The organism is Streptomyces sp. NPDC051183, assembly GCF_040682455.1.
Classification (GTDB): Bacteria; Actinomycetota; Actinomycetes; order Streptomycetales; family Streptomycetaceae; genus Streptomyces.
The window spans coordinates 147778-166086 of sequence record NZ_JBFBBA010000014.1 but is presented as its reverse complement, the minus strand read 5'-3'; the positions used below and the strand labels follow the sequence as shown (position 1 = coordinate 166086).

At 72.0% G+C, this 18309-nt stretch carries 13 protein-coding genes; 2 read left to right on the top strand and 11 right to left on the bottom strand.

Translation table 11 applies throughout. From position 1 onward, the window contains the following. Positions 1-65 precede the first annotated feature (65 nt). The 5 genes from AB0M99_RS15340 to AB0M99_RS15320 form a co-directional block, all read right to left on the bottom strand. Positions 66-1349 carry a glutamate-5-semialdehyde dehydrogenase gene (locus tag AB0M99_RS15340; protein WP_365920411.1) on the bottom strand — a complete coding sequence of 428 codons (1284 nt, stop codon included), beginning with the start codon at positions 1347-1349 and terminating at the stop codon, positions 66-68. A gap of 159 nt (positions 1350-1508) precedes the next feature. Continuing rightward, complete coding sequence (locus AB0M99_RS15335) at positions 1509-1898, bottom strand: hypothetical protein (protein ID WP_365920448.1); 390 nt, start codon at positions 1896-1898, stop codon at positions 1509-1511. A gap of 98 nt (positions 1899-1996) precedes the next feature. Next, a complete protein-coding gene (proB, locus tag AB0M99_RS15330; protein WP_365920409.1) occupies positions 1997-3124 on the bottom strand; it encodes a glutamate 5-kinase in 1128 nt (375 codons plus the stop codon). An 80-nt stretch (positions 3125-3204) separates the two neighbouring features. Further along, positions 3205-3639: a GtrA family protein gene (locus AB0M99_RS15325; RefSeq protein ID WP_365920407.1), complete on the bottom strand. Its 435-nt coding sequence runs from the start codon at positions 3637-3639 to the stop codon at positions 3205-3207. Continuing rightward, entirely contained in the window at positions 3636-4610 is a 975-nt protein-coding gene (locus AB0M99_RS15320; protein ID WP_365920405.1) for a glycosyltransferase family 2 protein, read from the bottom strand. The genes AB0M99_RS15325 and AB0M99_RS15320 overlap by 4 nt, the downstream gene beginning before the upstream one ends. Before the next feature lie 158 nt (positions 4611-4768). Here AB0M99_RS15320 and AB0M99_RS15315 point away from each other — a divergent pair, with 158 nt between their 5' ends. Next, on the top strand, positions 4769-7648 hold the full coding sequence (locus tag AB0M99_RS15315) for a bifunctional glycosyltransferase family 2 protein/CDP-glycerol:glycerophosphate glycerophosphotransferase (protein WP_365920403.1): 2880 nt from the start codon (positions 4769-4771) through the stop codon (positions 7646-7648). After that, positions 7645-8823 carry a glycosyltransferase gene (locus AB0M99_RS15310; protein WP_365920401.1) on the top strand — a complete coding sequence of 393 codons (1179 nt, stop codon included), beginning with the start codon at positions 7645-7647 and terminating at the stop codon, positions 8821-8823. The genes AB0M99_RS15315 and AB0M99_RS15310 overlap by 4 nt, the downstream gene beginning before the upstream one ends. 84 nt (positions 8824-8907) lie before the next feature. Here the strand turns inward: AB0M99_RS15310 and galE are convergent, their stop codons facing one another. The 6 genes from galE to AB0M99_RS15280 all read right to left on the bottom strand — a co-directional run bounded on the left by galE (position 8908) and on the right by AB0M99_RS15280 (position 18123). Then, a complete protein-coding gene (galE, locus tag AB0M99_RS15305; protein WP_365920399.1) occupies positions 8908-9888 on the bottom strand; it encodes a UDP-glucose 4-epimerase GalE in 981 nt (326 codons plus the stop codon). Positions 9889-9928: 40 nt separating this feature from the next. Continuing rightward, entirely contained in the window at positions 9929-11551 is a 1623-nt protein-coding gene (locus AB0M99_RS15300) for a glycosyltransferase family 2 protein (protein ID WP_365920397.1), read from the bottom strand. A gap of 52 nt (positions 11552-11603) precedes the next feature. Then, complete coding sequence (gene obgE, locus AB0M99_RS15295) at positions 11604-13049, bottom strand: GTPase ObgE (protein WP_365920395.1); 1446 nt, start codon at positions 13047-13049, stop codon at positions 11604-11606. Between the two features lie 169 nt (positions 13050-13218). After that, positions 13219-13473 carry a 50S ribosomal protein L27 gene (rpmA, locus tag AB0M99_RS15290; protein WP_030027134.1) on the bottom strand — a complete coding sequence of 85 codons (255 nt, stop codon included), beginning with the start codon at positions 13471-13473 and terminating at the stop codon, positions 13219-13221. A 13-nt stretch (positions 13474-13486) separates the two neighbouring features. Further along, a complete protein-coding gene (rplU, locus tag AB0M99_RS15285) occupies positions 13487-13807 on the bottom strand; it encodes a 50S ribosomal protein L21 (RefSeq protein WP_365920392.1) in 321 nt (106 codons plus the stop codon). Positions 13808-14079: 272 nt separating this feature from the next. Further along, positions 14080-18123 (bottom strand): Rne/Rng family ribonuclease, encoded by a 4044-nt coding sequence (locus tag AB0M99_RS15280; protein WP_365920390.1) that lies wholly within the window; start codon positions 18121-18123, stop codon positions 14080-14082. Between the last annotated feature and the right edge of the window lie 186 nt (positions 18124-18309).

Sequence of the window (18309 nt, the reverse complement as noted above, 5' to 3'; positions counted from 1 at the left end):
GACCTGGGGGGCGGGTTTGGGCAGGGCATGTGCCGAAATCCGGCCACGCGGCGTCCCGGCTGCGATTACCGAACGTGACCGTCGCCGGTGACGATGTACTTGGTCGAGGTGAGCTCGGGGAGGCCCATGGGGCCCCGGGCGTGCAGCTTCTGGGTGGAGATTCCGATCTCGGCGCCGAAGCCGAACTGGCCACCGTCCGTGAACCGGGTGGACGCATTCACGGCGACCGTGGTCGAGTCGACCAGCTGGGTGAAGCGGCGCGCGGCGGCCTGCGAGGTGGTCACGATCGCCTCGGTGTGGCCCGAGGTCCAGCGGCGGATGTGGGCGACGGCGTCGTCGAGGGAGTCCACGACGCCGGCCGCGATGTCGTACGAGAGGTACTCGGCGGCCCAGTCCTCGTCGGTGGCGGGGAGCGCGGTGACCTTGGAGTCCTCGGCGAAGGCGAGCACCCGGGCATCGCCGTGGACGGTCACCCCGGCGTCGGCGAGCGCGTCGAGGGCGAGCGGCAGGAAGGCGTCGGCGATGTCGCGGTGGACGAGGAGCGTCTCGGCGGAGTTGCAGACGGAGGGCCGCTGGGCCTTGGAGTTGACGAGGATGTCCACTGCCATGGCCAGGTCGGCCTGGGCGTCCACGTAGACGTGGCAGTTGCCGGTGCCGGTCTCGATGACCGGGACGATGGACTCCTCGACCACGGTCTTGATGAGGGAGGCGCCGCCGCGCGGGATCAGCACGTCGACGAGGCCGCGGGCGCGCATCAGTTCGCGGACGGAGTCGCGGGACTCGCCGGGTACCAGCTGGATCGCGTCGGCGGGCAGGCCCGCGGACTCGACGGCGTCGCGCAGGATGGCGACCAGGGCGGTGTTCGAGGCGTACGCGGAGGAGCTGCCGCGGAGCAGGACCGCGTTGCCGGACTTCAGGCAGAGGGCGGCGGCGTCGACGGTGACGTTGGGGCGGGCCTCGTAGATGATGCCGACGACGCCGAGGGGGACGCGGATCTGGCGGAGGTCGATGCCGTTGGGGAGCGTGGAGCCGCGGACGACCTCGCCGACGGGGTCGGGCAGGGCGGCGACGTCCCGTACGTCGGAGGCGATGGCCGCGACCCGCTCGGGGGTCAGGGTGAGCCGGTCGATGACGGTCTCGCTGGTGCCGGCCGCCCGCGCCTTGGCCGTGTCGGTGGCGTTGGCCTCGACGATCTCGGCCGTACGGGCCTCCAGCGCGTCCGCGATGGCCAGCAGGGCCGCGTCCTTGGCGGACCGCGGGAGCGGGGCGATGGCGGCGGCCGCCGTGCGGGCCGCTTGCGCGGTGGCGAGGACGGGCGAGGTGGCGGTGGCGTCATCGAGCGAGGTCATGCGGCCAGGGTAGTCCCCACCGACCCCCCGCCCGGCGGGGGTTCCACCCCCCGAGACGGCCGTTGCGCGGCCGGCCCGGGCGGCCCCCGTCGGTCCGGCCGTCGCCGTACGGAGTCCGGCGCAGCGGCCCGAAGCCCGCGAAGCGGTGCGAGGGTCGCGTCAGTAGGGGTGGACGCCCACCGGGTGGGCCGGGGGCGGACCGTAGCCCTCCGCCACGCGCTGGTGGTAGGTGGCGCGGTCGATGACCTCCAGCCCGACGATCTCCCAGGGCGGGAGCTGCGCCGAGGAACGGTGTTCGCCCCACAGCCGCAGGGCGACGGCGGCCGCGTCGTGGAGGTCGCGGGCCTCCTCCCAGTAGCGGATCTCCGCGTGGTCGTCGGCGTACCGGCTGGTCAGCAGGAAGGGGTGGTCGTGGGCCAGCTGCTCCAGCCCGCGCCGGACCTCGGACAGCGGCGCCGGCTTGCCGGAGACGCTCAGGGTCACGTGCCAGAGGCGGGAGGAGTCGTCCTGCCCGACTCCGCCGCCGTCCCCCGTGCCGACGCTGGTCAGCGCTCGTCTCACCAGCCGCCTCCTGTTCTTGCGCTACGCGTGTCCGCCCCTCACAGTTGACCAGTCCTCGGCGCACCGCGCGGCGGTTTTACGGAACCTCAGCCCTGGAGCAGGACCAGATCGTCACGGTGGACGACCTCCCGCTCGTACGCGGGTCCGAGTTCCCGCGCGAGCTCTCGGGTGGAGCGGCCGAGGAGCTGCGGCAGCTCCTTGGCGTCGAAGTTGACCAGGCCACGGGCCACCGCCCGGCCGTCGGTGGCCCGCAGTTCCACGGGGTCCCCGGCCACGAAGTCGCCCTCGACGGCGGCGATGCCCGCCGGCAGCAGGGAGCTGCCGCGCTCGGTGACCGCGCGCACCGCGCCCTCGTCCAGTACGAGGTGCCCCTGGGGGGTCGACGCGTGCTGGAGCCACAGCAGCCGGTCCGCGGAGCGCCGGCCCGTGGCGTGGAAGTGCGTGCCGGTCAGGCGCCCGGCCAGCGCGTCGGCCGCCTGGCTGGCCGAGGTGAGGACGACGGGGATGCCGGCGGCGGCGGCGATGCGGGCCGCCTCGACCTTGGTGACCATGCCGCCGGTGCCGACGCCCGCCTTGCCGGCGCTGCCGATCGAGACGTGCGCGATGTCCTCGGGACCGCGCACCTCGTCGATGCGGGTGGTGCCGGGCAGGGACGGGTCGCCGTCGTAGAGGCCGTCGACGTCGGAGAGCAGGACGAGGAGGTCGGCCCGGACCAGGTGGGCCACCAGCGCCGCGAGCCGGTCGTTGTCTCCGAAGCGGATCTCGTCCGTGGCGACGGTGTCGTTCTCGTTGACCACGGGGAGGGCGCCCATGGCGAGGAGCTGGTCCAGCGTCCGGTAGGCGTTGCGGTAGTGGGCGCGCCGGCTGGTGTCGTCGGTGGTGAGCAGCACCTGGCCGACGCGGACTCCGTAGCGCGCGAAGGAGGCGGTGTAGCGGGCGACGAGCAGTCCCTGTCCGACGCTGGCGGCGGCCTGCTGCCGGGCGAGGTCCTTGGGGCGGCGGCGCAGTCCGAGCGGGGAGAGGCCGGCGGCGATGGCGCCGCTGGAGACCAGGACGATCTCCTTCTCGCCGCCGCTGCGGGCCTTGGCCAGTACGTCGACCAGCGCGTCCACCCGGTCGGCGTCGAGCCCGCCGGCCGCCGTCGTCAGGGAGGAGGAGCCGACCTTGACCACGATCCTGCGGGCGTCCACGACACCTTGCCTAGCCGCTGACACTTCTGTCCCCTTGCCCCTTGCCGAATGCCTTGCCTGCCACCTCAATCTACGGGGTGGCAGGCGGGCACTGCGCGGGGGTTTCAGAGCCTGGACGCGCCGCTGACCGGCTCGGGGTCGGCGTTCTGCGCCGCGGCTCCCGGAGTGAGGATCTTGCGCGACAGCAGGAAGGTGAACGGGATGGCGATGACGGCCGCGGCCAGCGGCGCGATCTTGCTGTCCATGCCGGCCCAGGCGACGAGGGCGTAGACGCCCACCGACTGGACCACGTAGTTCGTGACGTTCGTCAGCGGGAAGAGGAGGAACTTCTTCCAGGTCGGCCGGGTCCGGTAGGTGAAGTAGGTGTTCATGAAGAACGACCCGATCATCGACAGCCCGAACGCCAGTGTGAAGGCCAGGAAGTACGGCATCCACGGGTGCAGGAGCAGGTAGATGAGGAAGAAGGTGCCGGTGTTCACGCCGCCCACGAGGGCGAACCGTATGACCTGGCCGAGCTGCTCTTTCCTGTCCTTCGTCATCGGCGGCTGTCCTCCGCGATCACTGCTTTGGACACGCCGGGCACTCCTTCCGCGCCGTGCGCTTCCTTCACGAGGAAGTGCGGGCGACGCTTGGTTTCGTAGTAGATGCGGCCGATGTACTCGCCGATGAGGCCCAGCATGATCATCTGGACCCCGCCGAGGCCGGTGATGAGGGCGACGAGGGTGACGTAGCCGGGCGACTCGACGCCGTTCGTGATCGCCATGACGGTGATCCACAGCGCGTACAGCCCGGTCAGGGCCACCAGCGACACGCCGAGCCAGATGCCGATGCGCAGCGGGCGGTTGTTGAACGAGATCAGCCCGTCCATGCCGTAGTTCAGCAGGGACCCGAACTTCCACTTCGTCTCGCCGGCCTCGCGCTGGGCGTTGCGGTAGTCGAAGTGGACGGTGTCGAAGCCGATCCAGGAGAAGAGGCCCTTGGAGAAGCGGTTGTACTCCGGCAGCGAGAGCAGGGCGTCCACGGCCGGGCGCGAGAGCAACCGGAAGTCGCCGACCCCGTCGGTGAGCTCCACGTCGACCCAGCGGTTGATGCCCCGGTAATAGAGGCGGCTGAGGGCCGAGCGGAGCTTCTTGTCGCCCTCGCGCGTGCGGCGGGCGATGATCTGGTCGTGTCCCTGCCGGTAGTAGTCGATCATGGTCGCGATGAGCTCCGGCGGGTGCTGGAGGTCCGCGTCCATGATCACGACGGCGTCGCCGGTGGCCTCGCGGAGGCCCGCGAGCATGCCGGCCTCCTTGCCGAAGTTGCGGCTGAAGGATACGTACCGGGTGCGCTCGCCGTGCTGCGCGGCGATCTTGCGGAGCTTTTCGAGGGTGCCGTCGCGGCTGCCGTCGTCGACGTAGCAGACCTCGTACTCGACGGGGAGGGCGTCCAGGACCCTGCGGATTTCGAGGTCGAAGCTGTCGACAACAGCTTCCTCGTTGTAGCAAGGGACTACTACGGACAGCTTCATGAACACTTCCTGCTGGGTCCGAACGGGTGATTGTCGGCGACCGGACCCGCCACTCACCTCTTCCTTAGAAGTATGCACGCCGACCATCGGCCTGCCTGAGTGGAGTGCGGCACACGGTAGCTTTGACGGGATAAGCGGAATGGAACGAAGGGATCGAGGTGCACGTGCCTGACGTCTCCGTGGTCGTCATCGTCTACAACGACGCAGAGCGTCTGCCGACAGCCGTCCAGTCGGTTTTGGACCAAACCCTGCACGGGGTCGAAGTCGTGATCGTCGACGACTGCAGCAAGGACCGGTCCTACGCGGTCGCGCAGGAGCTGGAGGCAGCCCACCCGGGCAGAGTGCGCGCCTTCCAGCTGCCCGAGAACAGCGGCGGCTGCGGTGCGCCGCGCAACCACGGCATCCGGCAGGCCACCGGCACGTACGTCATGTTCCTGGACAGCGACGACGTGCTGGAACGAAACGCCTGCCGCAACATGCTGTCCGCCGCCGAGCGGACCGGCTCCGACCTGGTCTCGGGCATGTGCGTACGCGTGCACCTCGACAACCGGTGGGGCAAGACCACCGAGTGGTACCCCTGGATCTACTCGCGTACCCGGACGCTGGAGTCGATCACCGAGTTCCCCGACCTGCTGGTCTACGACACCCTCTCCACGAACAAGTGCTACCGGCGCGCGTTCCTGCTGGAGCAGGGCCTGGAGTTCCCGGTCGGGATCCACTACGAGGACCTGCTGTTCTCCGCGCAGGCCTACGTCGCCGCCCGCCGCATCACGCTGATCCCCAACCACGTCTACTTCTGGAACGTGGTCGAGAAGGCCGCGGCGAAGTCGATCAGCAACCGGCGCCACGAGATCGCGAACTTCGTCCACCGGATGGAGATCCACCGGCGCGTGGACGAGCTGCTCGCGGCGAAGGGCCACGCGCAGATCAAGTCCGCGAAGGACGCCAAGTTCCTCAAGCACGACCTGGTGCTCCACCTGCGTGACCTGCCCCTGCTGGGTGACGCGTACCGGCAGGAGTTCGCCCGCCTCGCCAACGGCTACCTGGCCGGCATCGACCCGGCGGCGTACGACAACGTCAACCACCTCCAGGCCATCTGCGCCTACCTGCTGGGCAAGGAGGACTGGGACAACCTGCTGCCGGCCGCCGACGCCATGACCAACAAGGGCCGGCTCTCCTCCCCGCTGGCCGAGCGGGACGGCCGCGTCTACTGGTGCGCACAGCACATCGACGACCCCGAGGACACCGAGGCCCGCCGGATACTGGATGTCACCGACCAGGGCTTCCACACCACCCCGATCGGCTCCCTGACCCTGGGCAACCGCCTCACCTCGTACGAGGACGACGGGCGCGGCACGGTGACGCTCTCCGGCGCCGTCGTGAACCCGCTGGGCCGCATCAAGCCCGAAGCGGAACTCAAGGCCTCACTCGAATTCCGGGCCCGTCGGCAGATCGGGGTGCGCTCGTTCAGCTTCCCGGCGGCAACCGTGCGCCACGCCGGTGACACGATCGAGTGGACCGCGACGGCCGACATCGGGAGCACGATCCGCCCCCTCGGCATCATCGACGCCGTCTGGGACGTGCGCCTGAAGTTGACGGCCGACGCGGACCGGGTCACCACCCGCGTCTCGGTCGGCGGGGTCGACCTGGAGAAGGCGGCGCGCCTGCGGGTCCGCCCCCGGCTGACCCGGCTGGTCTCGGACCGCTTCGAGCCGGAGATGACCAAGAAGGGCAACCTCTCCTACGTCCTGACCGCCGAGGGCGCCGCAGCCGTGCGCACCCAGACGCTGATCAACAGCGCGATGCACGGCAAGGCCGCCGGTGTCGTCAAGCGCAGCCTGCGCAGGGCCCTGAAGGCCCGCCGCAACCTGGGCTCGGGCGAGCAGAAGGTGAAGGTCTACCACGAGGTCTTCTCGAAGCTGCCGATCAAGAAGGGCACGGTCGTCTTCGAGAGCCACATGGGCAAGCAGTACAGCGACAGCCCCAAGGCGATCTACGAGGAGATGGTGCGCCAGGGCGTGCCCTTCGAGGCGATCTGGTCCTACGCGGGCGGCAAGCCCACCGGCTTCCCCAAGGAGGCCACCCTGGTCCGGCGCTGGAGCTGGCCGTACCTGCGGGCGCTGGCGCAGGCCGAGTACTGGGTCGACAACCAGGGCTTCCCGCTGGCGCTGGCCAAGCGCTCCGGGACCACGTACATCCAGACCTGGCACGGCTCCGCACTCAAGCGGATGGGCTTCCACGAGCCGCGCACCAAGGCGCAGGGCCGGGCCGGCCAGGCCCGGTTCCAGGCGGCCGTCGACCGCTTCGACCACTTCCTGATCCGCTCCGAGCACGACACCCGCACCCTCGCCAAGGGCTTCCGGCTGCGCGACGAGGTCCTGCTGCGCACCGGCTACCCGCGCAACGACGCCCTGGTCGAGGCGCACCGCAGCGAGGCCCACAGCGGCGAGCGGGTGCGCGGGCCGCTGGCCGCGGAGCTCGGCATCGCCCCGGACAAGAAGGTCCTGCTGTACGCGCCCACCTTCCGGGCGAGCGCGGACGGCACCGTCGAGGGCTTCGAGTTCCCCTTCGACGTCGAGGAGTTCGCCGACCGGCTCGGCGACCGCTTCACGCTGCTGGTGCGCACCCACTACCTCAACAGCGTCTCGCTGCCGCCGTCGGTGGAGGGCCGGGTGATCGACGTGTCCAAGCACCACGACATCACCCCGCTGCTGGCGCTCGCTGACGGACTGGTCACCGACTACTCGTCGGTGATGTTCGACTACGCGGTCCTGGACCGGCCGATGCTGTTCTTCGCGTACGACTACGACAAGTACGCGACCGACATCCGCGGCACGTACTTCGACCTGAAGGAGAAGGCCCCGGGCCCGGTCGTGGCCACGGCGGACGAGCTCCTCCAGGCCCTCGCCGCCTTCGACGAGGCGGACGCCAAGTACGCCGAGGCGCGCCAGCGCTTCCTCACCGAGTTCGGCGAGTACGACCGTGGGGACGCGGCCCGCCAGATCGTCGAGAAGTTCTTCACCAGGAGCGGCAAGTGAGCCAGCACACCGCCGGGTCCGCGTCGGGCGGCCGTGACATCTTCCTCGTCTCCAACAGCGTCGACGAGCTCGGCGGGGTGACCACCTGGTCGCACCAGATGGCCCAGCTGTTCACCGACCGCGGGCACCGGGTGCACATCGTCGGCATCGCCCCGGTCGCCGAGGAGATCCGGCAGAAGCTGCCGCAGGACCTCCCGTACGAGATGACGACGCTCTACGACGCCCACCCGCCCAAGGCCCGCCGGCTGCACGGGATCAAGGGCCGGCTCAACGCCCCCGAGCGGCGCCGCCAGGCGGCCCGCCGGGCCCGGATGCGGGCCAAGGCGCAGACGCTGAACGACCTCTTCCGCGCGGCCCGTCCCGGCGGCGTCGTGATCGTCACCCAGGTCTGGGCGATGGAGTGGGTGGCCCTCGCCGACACCAAGGGCCTCAACGTCATCGGCATGAGCCACGAGTCCTTCGAGGCCAGCCAGAAGTCCACCCGGGGCGAGCGGGTACGCCGCTACTACCCGGAGGTCGACCGGATGCTGGTGCTGACCCCGGAGGACGCGGACCTGTGGATCCGGGCGGGCATGGAGAACGTGGGGAGCATGCCGAACCCGCTGCCCTTCATGCCGGACGCCCCCGCTCCGCGCACGGAGAAGGTCGTCGCGACCGTGGGCCGGCTCGCGTTCGAGAAGGGCATGGACCTGCTGCTCGACGCGTGGGCCGACGCCGCCCCGCGCCACCCCGACTGGGTGCTGCGGGTCTACGGCGCGGGCGTGGAGGAGCCGGCGCTGCGGGCGCACTGCACCTCGCTCGGGCTCGACGACTCCGTGGAGTGGATGGGCAGTACGGACGACGTGCTGGCGGCGCTGCGCGGGGCCTCGGTGTTCGCGCAGGCCTCCCGGGCCGAAGGGTTCCCGATCACCCTGCTGGAGGCGATGGCGGCGGGCGTGCCCGTGGCCGCCTTCGACTGCGCGCCGGGCGTTCGGGAGATCGTGGAGCACGGCGAGGACGGGCTGCTGGCCCGGCTGGGCAACACCATGGAGCTGGCCGGCCACCTGGACGCGCTGATGTCGGACCGCGCCCTGCGCGACCGGCTCGGCGACACCGGTTTCCGCCACGTGCAGCGGTATTCCAGCGCCGAGATCACCGACCGGTGGGAGGAGCTGTTCTCCTTCCTGGAGCGCTGACGCCCTCTCCCCCGCGTACGTACGAAGCCGCCCGCCCCGGACACGACCGGGGCGGGCGGCTTCGTACGTACGCGGGCGGGCGGGTCAGCCCTTGCGGTTGGCCTCCCAGCCCTTCCAGGCGGAGGTGATCATCTCGCGGACGTCGTGCCGCGCCTTCCAGCCCAGCTCGGCCGCGATCCGGTCGGCCGAGGCCACGACCTTCGCCGGGTCGCCGGGGCGCCGCGGGGTGACCACGGGCTCGTGGGTGTGCCCGGTGTTCTCGTTCAGCAGCTCGACCATCTCCCGTACGGAGACGCCCTCGCCGCGGCCGATGTTCACGGTGAGGTCCTGGTACTGGCCCTGCGCACCCCACTCGGCGAGCTTGCGCGCGGCCACGACGTGCGCATCCGCGAGGTCCTCGACGTGGATGTAGTCGCGGATGCAGGTGCCGTCCGGGGTCGGGTAGTCGTCGCCGAAGATCCGCGCGCCCTCGCCCGCGTCGAACCGCTCGAAGACCATCGGGACGAGGTTGAAGACGCCGGTGTCGGCGAGCTCGGGCGTCGCGGCGCCCGCCACGTTGAAGTAGCGCAGGCAGGCGGTGGAGATGCCGTGCGCCTTGCCGGCCGCGCGGACCAGCCACTCGCCGGTCAGCTTGGTCTCGCCGTACGGGCTCAGCGGCGCGCACGGGGTCTCCTCGGTGACCAGGTCAACGTCGGGCATCCCGTACACGGAGGCGGAGGAGGAGAAGAGGAAGTTGCGGATGCCCGCGGCGGCAACGGCCTGCAGCAGGACCGTGAGCCCCTGGACGTTCTCGTGGTAGTAGTACAGCGGCTTCTCGACGGACTCGCCGACCTGCTTCTTGCCCGCGAGGTGCACCACGCCGGTGATCTTGTGCTCGGAGATGGTCTCGTCCAGGACCAGCCGGTCCAGGACCGACCCGATCACCAGCGGGACGCCCTCCGGAACGCGGTCCTCGTTGCCCGTGGAGAGGTCGTCCAGGACGACCACCTTCTCCCCCGCGAGCAGCATCGCGCGGACGACGTGCGCGCCGATGTATCCGGCGCCACCGGTGATCAGAAAAGTCATGCCGTGTCTCCCGAGTCCTGTCCGATATCTCTGGTGTGCCTCAGCCCGACGCGCGGCCCGCCATGGCCCGGTGCAAACGGTTGCGTACGAAGCTGAGCGCGCCCTGTGCGCCGGGCGCGAGCCGCAGGCCCAGCGAGCCGCCCGCGGCACGGAACGGCTGTGCCAGCAGGACACCGTACCGGCTGCTGGCCAGCGCGCGGCGGTGGAGCAACCCGTCCAGGGGGCGCGGGGAGGTGAGCAGGGAGCTCCCGTCCTCGCACTCCACGCCCACTTCGACGTTCCAGGCCTGCATCCCGCGCCCGCCCGTGCGGCGCCCGGCGGCGGCCACCGCGGTGAGCCGGAACGGCAGCACCGCGCTCCAGCCGCCGGCCTCTTCGGGCCGCAGCCCGGCAGACCGGGTGACCACGGGCTCGCCGCCCGCGCGGGGCACGAAGCGCAGGTACGCCGTGTGCGGCCCGGCCGCGGCGAGGCGCCCGTACAGGTCGTGCACGTGGATCCGCAGCCCGGCGGAGCCGGCCGGCCCGGCGTCGATGGCGACGGGCAGCTCGGCGACCGGCAGCCCGGCCAGGCCGTCCAGCCCGACCGGGAGTTCCGCGCTCCACACCGGCAGCCCGTCGGCGCCGGTGGCGTACGGGGGCAGCAGGCGGGGCGGGTCGGCGGCGAAGCGGATGAGCCGGTCCAGGTCCGCGGGCGCGGGCGGGGTCGCGGTCGCGCGCAGCACCCGGACGATCCAGCGGGCGTGCGCCGCGGCGGCCTCGATGTCGGCCTCGGCGAAGGTGTCGACGTACTCGCGGGTCAGGGTCCACCAGGCGGCCTGGTACTCGGGGTCCTTGCCGAGCTCGCGCAGGTACATGCGCAGGTCGTACTCCAGGAACTTGACCTGGCAGGCGCGGCCCAGCTCGGGCGAGGACGCGCTGATGATCCGGGAGGCCGTGCGGTGGGCCTCGATGCGCGAGCGCCAGTTGCCCACGTCCTTGCGGTCCAGGGAGATCGACACCTGGGCGGCGCTGCGGCGCACGTGCCACACGTAGACGAGGTCGCCGATCACCGCGATGCGCGGGGCGGCGGCCAGGACGCGGGCGGTGAAGACGAAGTCCTCGTAGATGAAACGACCGTCGGGAAAGCGGATCGAATGCTTGTCCAGGAAGGAACGGTCGTACAGCTTGTTGACGCAGAGCGTGTCCCGGACCAGCCCGGGCCGGTCGGCGGGCCGCTCGATCACGTCGCCCGCGGTGTACACCCCGGGCGCCCACGGGACGTCGCGGCCCTCGGGCAGCTCCCGCCTGACGCAGGCGCCGACGGTGACGGGCGCGCGGTGCTCCTCGGCGGCCCGCACCAGGGCGTCGGCCGCTCCCGGGGGCATGACGTCGTCGCTGTCCAGGAAGAGCACGTACGGGGCGCTCGCGGCCGCGATGCCGTCGTTGCGCGGAGTGCCGCAGCCGCCGCTGTTCTCCATGCGGTGCAGCACCTTCAGGCGGGGGTGGCGGGCGGCCAGCTCGTCGAGCACCCGAGCGGTGCCGTCGGACGAGGCGTCGTTCACGGCGATGACCTCGGCGACCACCGGGCCCTGGGCGAGAGCCGAGGAAACGGCCTCGCCCACGAGCCCGGCGTCGTTGTACGCGATCACCACGACGGAAACGGTGGGAGAAATGGTGCTGGTCACCCGGTGGATCCTAGGCGACCGGAGTAAACACCACCTCAAGGGCGTCCGGCACTCAGAAGGGACGGAACTCGTCGTACTCCTGCTGGGCGGAGTCCCCGCGCCTGGCTTCCTTCTCCTTGCGGCGCGTGGTCGCCGGGCGGGGGGCCTCCAGGCGGTGGTCCTCGCCTCGGCGGCCCAGCATCTCGGCGCCGGCCATCATGGTCGGCTCCCAGTCGAAGACGACCGCGTTCTCGTCGGAGCCGATGGCCACGCCGTCACCGGCGCGGGCGCCGGCCTTGCGGAGCGCGTCCTCGACACCGAGGCGGTTGAGGCGGTCCGCGAGGTAGCCGACGGCCTCGTCGTTGTTGAAGTCGGTCTGGCGGACCCAGCGCTCCGGCTTCTCGCCGCGCACGTTGTAGACGTCCTCGACCTCGTCGTAGGTGACGGTGAAGCCGGCGTCGTCCACGGCCTTCGGGCGGATGACGATACGGGTCGCCTCCTCCTTCGGCTTGCGGGCACGGGCCTTCGCGATGACCTCGCCGAGGAAGTAGGACAGCTCCTTCAGGCCTGTGCGGGAGACCGCGGAGACCTCGAAGACCTTGTAGCCGCGGGCCTCCAGGTCCGGGCGGACCATGTCGGCGAGGTCCTGGCCGTCGGGGATGTCGACCTTGTTGAGGACGACGAGGCGCGGGCGCTTCTCCAGGCCGCCGCCGTAGAGCTTGAGCTCCTCCTCGATGACGTCGAGGTCGGCCAGCGGGTCGCGGTCGGACTCCAGGGTGGCGGTGTCCAGGACGTGCACGAGGATCGAGCAGCGCTCGACGTGGCGCAGGAACTCCAGGCCGAGACCCTTGCCCTGGCTGGCGCCGGGGATCAGGCCCGGGACGTCGGCGATCGTGTAGACGGTCGAGCCGGCCGTGACGACGCCGAGGTTCGGGACGAGGGTGGTGAAGGGGTAGTCCGCGATCTTCGGCTTGGCCGAGGAGAGCACCGAGATCAGCGAGGACTTGCCGGCGCTCGGGAAGCCGACCAGCGCCACGTCGGCGACGGTCTTGAGCTCCAGGACGACGTCGCCGGTGGTGCCGGGGACGCCGAGGAGCGCGAAGCCGGGGGCCTTGCGGCGGGCGGAGGACAGGGCGGCGTTGCCGAGGCCGCCGCGGCCGCCCTCTGCGGCCACGTAGGTGGTGCCCTGGCCGACGAGGTCGGCGAGGACGTTGCCCTCCTTGTCGAGGACCACGGTGCCGTCCGGCACGGGCAGGACCAGGTCCTGGCCGTCCTTGCCGGAGCGGTTGCCGCCCTCGCCGGGCTTGCCGTTGGTGGCCTTGCGGTGGGGACTGTGGTGGTAGTCCAGCAGGGTGGTGATCGCCTGCTCCACCACCAGGATGACGTCGCCGCCACGGCCGCCGTTGCCACCGTCGGGACCGCCGAGCGGCTTGAACTTCTCCCGGTGAACGGAGGCGCAGCCGTGGCCCCCGTTACCCGCGGCGACGTGCAGCTCGACGCGGTCCACGAAGGTGGTCATGGGTGTTCCTCCAGATACATACGGGAATGTCCCGGGCAGGCCTTGCTGCCCATTAAACGTGTCTATGTGACAACGCGCCGAGGGCGGACCTCTCTTCCCGGCTTGCGCCGGAAAGAGCTGAGATCCGCCCTCGGGAAGTTACGAACGCTCTAGATCAGCAGAAGCTGGATCAGGCGGCCGGAACGATGTTGACGACCTTGCGGCCACGGTGCGTACCGAACTGCACGGCACCGGCCTGCAGCGCGAACAGCGTGTCGTCGCCGCCACGGCCGACACCCGAACCCGGGTGGAAGTGGGTGCCGCGCTGGCGGACGAGGATCTCACCAGCGGAAACGACCTGACCGCCGAAGCGCTTCACGCCGAGCCGCTGAGCATTGGAATCGCGCCCGTTCCGGGTGGACGATGCGCCCTTCTTGTGTGCCATGTCTCAGTCCCTCTTACTTCGCAGCCGCGGGGATACCGGTGACCTTGATCGCCGTGTACTGCTGGCGGTGACCCTGGCGACGGCGGTAGCCGGTCTTGTTCTTGTAGCGCAGGATGTCGATCTTGGCGCCCTTGTGGTGGTCCACGACCTCGGCCTGGACCTTGATGCCGGCCAGGACCCACGGGTCGCTGGTCACGGCTTCGCCGTCGACAACGAGCAGGGTCGAGAGCTCGACCGTGTCGCCAACCTTGGCAGTGGAAATCTTGTCAACCTCAACGATGTCGCCGACAGCAACCTTGTGCTGGCGACCACCGCTGCGCACGATGGCGTACACGCGGATCTCTCTCTCACTCGGGACGGATGCTCCTGAAGCCAGCCGCTCAGGCAGGCCCCTCGTGAAGAAGGGTCCGCACAGATCCGGATTGGACGAGCGGCCTCTCCGGGCAGGGCCCGGAGGAAGGTGCTCAGGAGCGCGGCGTGCACTCAGACACGCCGACGGTCTAGGTTACGGGGCCGGTACCGGAGGGTCAAACCGGGCCCCGTACGGCCGTGGGCCCCGCCTCTCGGCAGGGGCCCACGGTCGTGCTGTGCCTACTCGGGCGCGGGTCAGGCCTCGGTCGGAGCCGAGACGGACGGCAGCGTCTGCTGCTCGGCCGCCGCGGTCTTCTTCGTCGCCCGCTTCGCCACGGTCTTCTTGGCGGTGGCCTTCTTCGCCACCGTCTTCTTGGCAGCGGCCGTCTTGGCGGTTGCCGCCTTCTTGGCCGGAGCCTTCTTCGCCGTGGTCGTCGCCTTCTTGGCCGGAGCCTTGCGGGCCTTCTTCACGGGCGCCTCGGCCTCGGCCTCGGCGGGGGCCGCCTCGGGCTCCGCGGCGGCCACCGGGGCCGCCTCGACGACCAGGACGGCCGCCTCGGCCGCGCCCGCCGGGGAGCCGGCGGGTGCGGTGGCCTTACGGGTGGCACGGCGGCGCGGACGGGCCGGTGCGGCCTCCGCGACGGGCTCGGCCGGGGTCTCCACGACCACGGGCTCGGGCTCGGCCACGACGACCGGCTCGGGCTCGACGACCGGCTCCGGTGCGACGGCCGGCTCCGCTGCGACCTCGGCCGCAGGGGCCGGGGCCCCCGCCGGAGCGGTCGCCTTACGGGTGGCACGGCGGCGGGTGCGGCCCTTGGGGGCTTCCTCCGCGGCCGGCTCCACGACGGGCTCGGCCTCGGCCACGGGCTCGACGACGGCCTCGACCACTGCCTCCGGCTCCGGCTCCGGCTCTGCCACAGGGGCCGGGGCGGGGGCCGACGCCGCCGGGGCGGCTGCCGCACCGCGCGGGGCGCCCGCCGGAGCGGTCGCCTTGCGGGTGGCGCGACGGCGGTTGCGACGGCCGCTCAGACCTGCCGCGGCCTCGGCCTCGGCCGGGCTGCTGTAGAGCTCCTCGTCGGGGACGAAGGACGGCTCGGGCAGCGCCACGGGGGCGGCGGCCTCCGCGGCGACCTCGGCCTCGGTCTCCACCTCGAAGACCTCGGCGCCCTCGGTCTCGACGGCCTCGATCTCGTGGTCGTGCTCGTGGGTGCGGCCACCGCGGCGCTTGGAGCGCTTGCCGTTGCCACCGCCGCCGATCGCGGCCGGCGTCTCCATGTGCACGATGACGCCACGGCCGTTGCAGTGGACGCAGGTCTCGGAGAAGGACTCCAGCAGACCCTGGCCCACCCGCTTGCGGGTCATCTGGACCAGACCCAGCGAGGTGACCTCGGCCACCTGGTGCTTCGTACGGTCGCGGCCCAGGCACTCCAACATGCGCCGCAGGACCAGGTCGCGGTTGGACTCCAGGACCATGTCGATGAAGTCGATGACGACGATGCCACCCAGGTCGCGCAGCCGCAGCTGGCGCACGATCTCCTCGGCCGCCTCCAGGTTGTTCCTGGTGACGGTCTCTTCGAGGTTGCCGCCCTGACCGGTGAACTTGCCGGTGTTGACGTCGATGACGATCATCGCCTCGGTCTTGTCGATCACAAGCGAGCCGCCCGAGGGCAGCCACACCTTGCGGTCGAGCGCCTTGGCGAGCTGCTCGTCGATCCGGTACGTCGCGAAGACGTCGACCTCGGAGGTCCAGCGCGACAGCCGGTCCGCCAGGTCCGGGGCCACGTGGTTCACGTAGCCGTGGATGGTCTCCCAGGCGCTGTCACCGCTGACGATGACCTTCGAGAAGTCCTCGTTGAAGATGTCGCGCACGACACGGACGGTCATGTCCGGCTCGCCGTACAGCAGGCTCGGCGAAGAGGTCGAGATCTGCTTCGACTTCTTCTGGATGTCCTCCCACTGGGCCTGCAGACGCTCGACGTCGCGGCGCAGCTCGTCCTCGCTCGCACCCTCGGCGGCGGTGCGCACGATGACGCCCGCGTCCTCGGGGACGATCTTCTTGAGGATGGTCTTCAGGCGCGCGCGCTCGGTGTCGGGCAGCTTGCGGCTGATGCCGGTCATCGAGCCCTCGGGCACGTAGACCAGGTAGCGGCCGGGCAGCGAGACCTGGCTGGTCAGGCGGGCGCCCTTGTGGCCGATCGGGTCCTTGGTGACCTGCACCAGGACCGACTGGCCGGACTTCAGGGCGGACTCGATGCGGCGCGGCCCGTTGGCCATGCCGAGCGCCTCGAAGTTGACCTCGCCGGCGTACAGGACGGCGTTGCGGCCCTTGCCGATGTCGATGAAGGCGGCCTCCATCGACGGCAGCACGTTCTGGACCTTGCCCAGGTAGACGTTGCCGACGTACGAGGTGGCTTCTTCCTTGTTGACGTAGTGCTCGACGAGCACGTTGTCCTCAAGGACGCCGATCTGGGTGCGCTCGCCGGACTGCCGGACGACCATCACGCGCTCGACGGCCTCGCGGCGGGCCAGGAACTCGGCCTCGGTGATGATCGGGACGCGGCGGCGGCCCTGCTCGCGGCCCTCGCGGCGGCGCTGCTTCTTCGCTTCCAGACGGGTCGAGCCCTTGATGGACTGGACCTCGTCGGAGGAGGTGGACTCGCTGCGCTCGCGCGCCGGGCGCGGCTCGCGGACCTTGACGACGGTGCGTACGCCGTCCTCCTCGCCCGCCTCGGCGGACTCGGCGGAGGGCTCACCGCTGCGACGGCGACGGCGGCGACGACGACGGCTGGAGCTGGAGCCGAGGGCCTCGTCGGCCTCGTCCTCCTCTTCCTCGTCGGCCTCCTGCTCGGCGGCCTCGGCCTCCTCCTCGACGGACTCGTCGAGGTCGGCGGCCTCGCCGCGACGGCGACGACGGCCACCGCGACGGCGGCGGCGCGACGGGCGCTCGCCCGACTCGTCGCCCTCTTCGAACTCGGCGGACTCCTCTTCCAGCTCGGCCTCGGGCTCCTCCTCGGCGAGCACCTCGGGGAGGGAGACCGGCGCGGACTCGGCGACCGGGGCGGCCTCGACGGCGCCGCGGCCACGACGGCGGCGACGGCCGGCCGGCTGCGGGGCCGGGGCGGTCTCGACCGGGGCGGCGACCTCGGTGAGCTCGTCCTCCTCTTCCTCGACCTCGTCGGCCGGGGCGGCGGCGCGGGCGGCGGCCGCGGCCATGGCCGCGGTCTCGGGGGTCTGGAACATCGGCTCGGCGAAGACGGGAGCCTGGAAGACGGCCACGGCGGGGCGCGCGGCGTGGCGTGCACGGCCCGGGGCGGCGGTTTCCTCGGCCTCGGCTGCGGCCACGGGCTGCGCGGCGGGGGCGGCCGGGGCCGTGGCGCGGGTGGCGCGGCGGCGGCCGCCGCGCTTCGGGGAGTCCACGGCGTCGGCGACGGTCACGGCGCGGGCGGCGGTCTTGGCGGCCGGGGTCTCCTCCGCCACGGGCGCGGCCGCAGCGGCGGCGGGCGCCTCGGGGGCGGTCACGGCGCGGGTCGCACGGCGACGGGCACGCGGGGCCGGAGCAGCGGGCTCCTCGGCGGCGGCGACCGGCGCGGCCTCGACGGGAGCAGCCTCGACCGGCGCGGCCTCGGCCGGCGCGGCCTCGGCCGGCGCGGCCTCGGCCACGGCGGCCGGAGCCTCGGGCGCGGTCACGGCGCGGGTCGCACGGCGACGGGCACGCGGAGCGGGAGCAGCGGCCTCCTCGGCGGCGGCGACCGGCGCGGCCTCGACGGCGGCCTCGACCGGCGCGGCCTCGGCCACGGCGGCCGGAGCCTCGGGCGCGGTCACGGCGCGGGTCGCACGGCGGCGGGTACGGGCCGGGGCGGCGGCCGGAGCGGCCTCCTCGACGGGAGCGGCCACCGGCGCGGCCTCGGCCACGGCGGCCGGAGCCTCGGGCGCGGTCACGGCGCGGGTCGCACGGCGACGGGCACGCGGAGCGGGAGCGGCGGCCTCCTCGACGGCGGCGACCGGCGCGGCCTCGACGGGGGCCTCGGCGGGAGCAGCCGCCACAGCGGCCTCGGGGGCGGTCACGGCGCGGGTCGCACGGCGGCGGGTACGGGCCGGGGCGGCGGCCGGAGCGGCCTCCTCGACGGGAGCGGCCACCGGGGCGGCCGCGGCGGGAGCCGTTTCCGCGGCGACCGGACCGCCGGGCGGGCCGGCGGGCCGGGAAGCGGCGCGGCGACGCCTGCGCGGGGGCAGGTTGTCGCTCGGGCTGCCGCTGTCGGCGCTACCGGCGGTGGTGTTGTCGTTTTCGTTGTTGAGCATGCGGGGTTTCTCCCGTCACGCTCCCGGGCGCCGCGGCTGACTTCCGGTCCGGCACGGTTCCGCCCGATGAGCACGGAACCGGCCTCCGGGGCGCGTTCGCCACACGGGAGCTCAGTTCATGGCCGCCGGTTCCGTACGTGTTGTCCGTACGGCCTGGCGGAAGTCTTCAGGTCTGTGCGCGGCCCG

Bases quoted from the DNA above. Each gene is read 5' to 3' on its own strand.
- rpmA (WP_030027134.1), bottom strand. From the start codon at position 13,473: ATGGCACACAAGAAGGGCGCATCGTCCACCCGGAACGGGCGCGATTCC.
- AB0M99_RS15340 (WP_365920411.1), bottom strand. From the start codon at position 1,349: ATGACCTCGCTCGATGACGCCACCGCCACCTCGCCCGTCCTCGCCACC.
- obgE (WP_365920395.1), bottom strand. From the start codon at position 13,049: ATGACCACCTTCGTGGACCGCGTCGAGCTGCACGTCGCCGCGGGTAAC.
- AB0M99_RS15325 (WP_365920407.1), bottom strand. From the start codon at position 3,639: ATGACGAAGGACAGGAAAGAGCAGCTCGGCCAGGTCATACGGTTCGCC.
- galE (WP_365920399.1), bottom strand. From the start codon at position 9,888: ATGACTTTTCTGATCACCGGTGGCGCCGGATACATCGGCGCGCACGTC.
- AB0M99_RS15280 (WP_365920390.1), bottom strand. From the start codon at position 18,123: ATGCTCAACAACGAAAACGACAACACCACCGCCGGTAGCGCCGACAGC.
- AB0M99_RS15320 (WP_365920405.1), bottom strand. From the start codon at position 4,610: ATGAAGCTGTCCGTAGTAGTCCCTTGCTACAACGAGGAAGCTGTTGTC.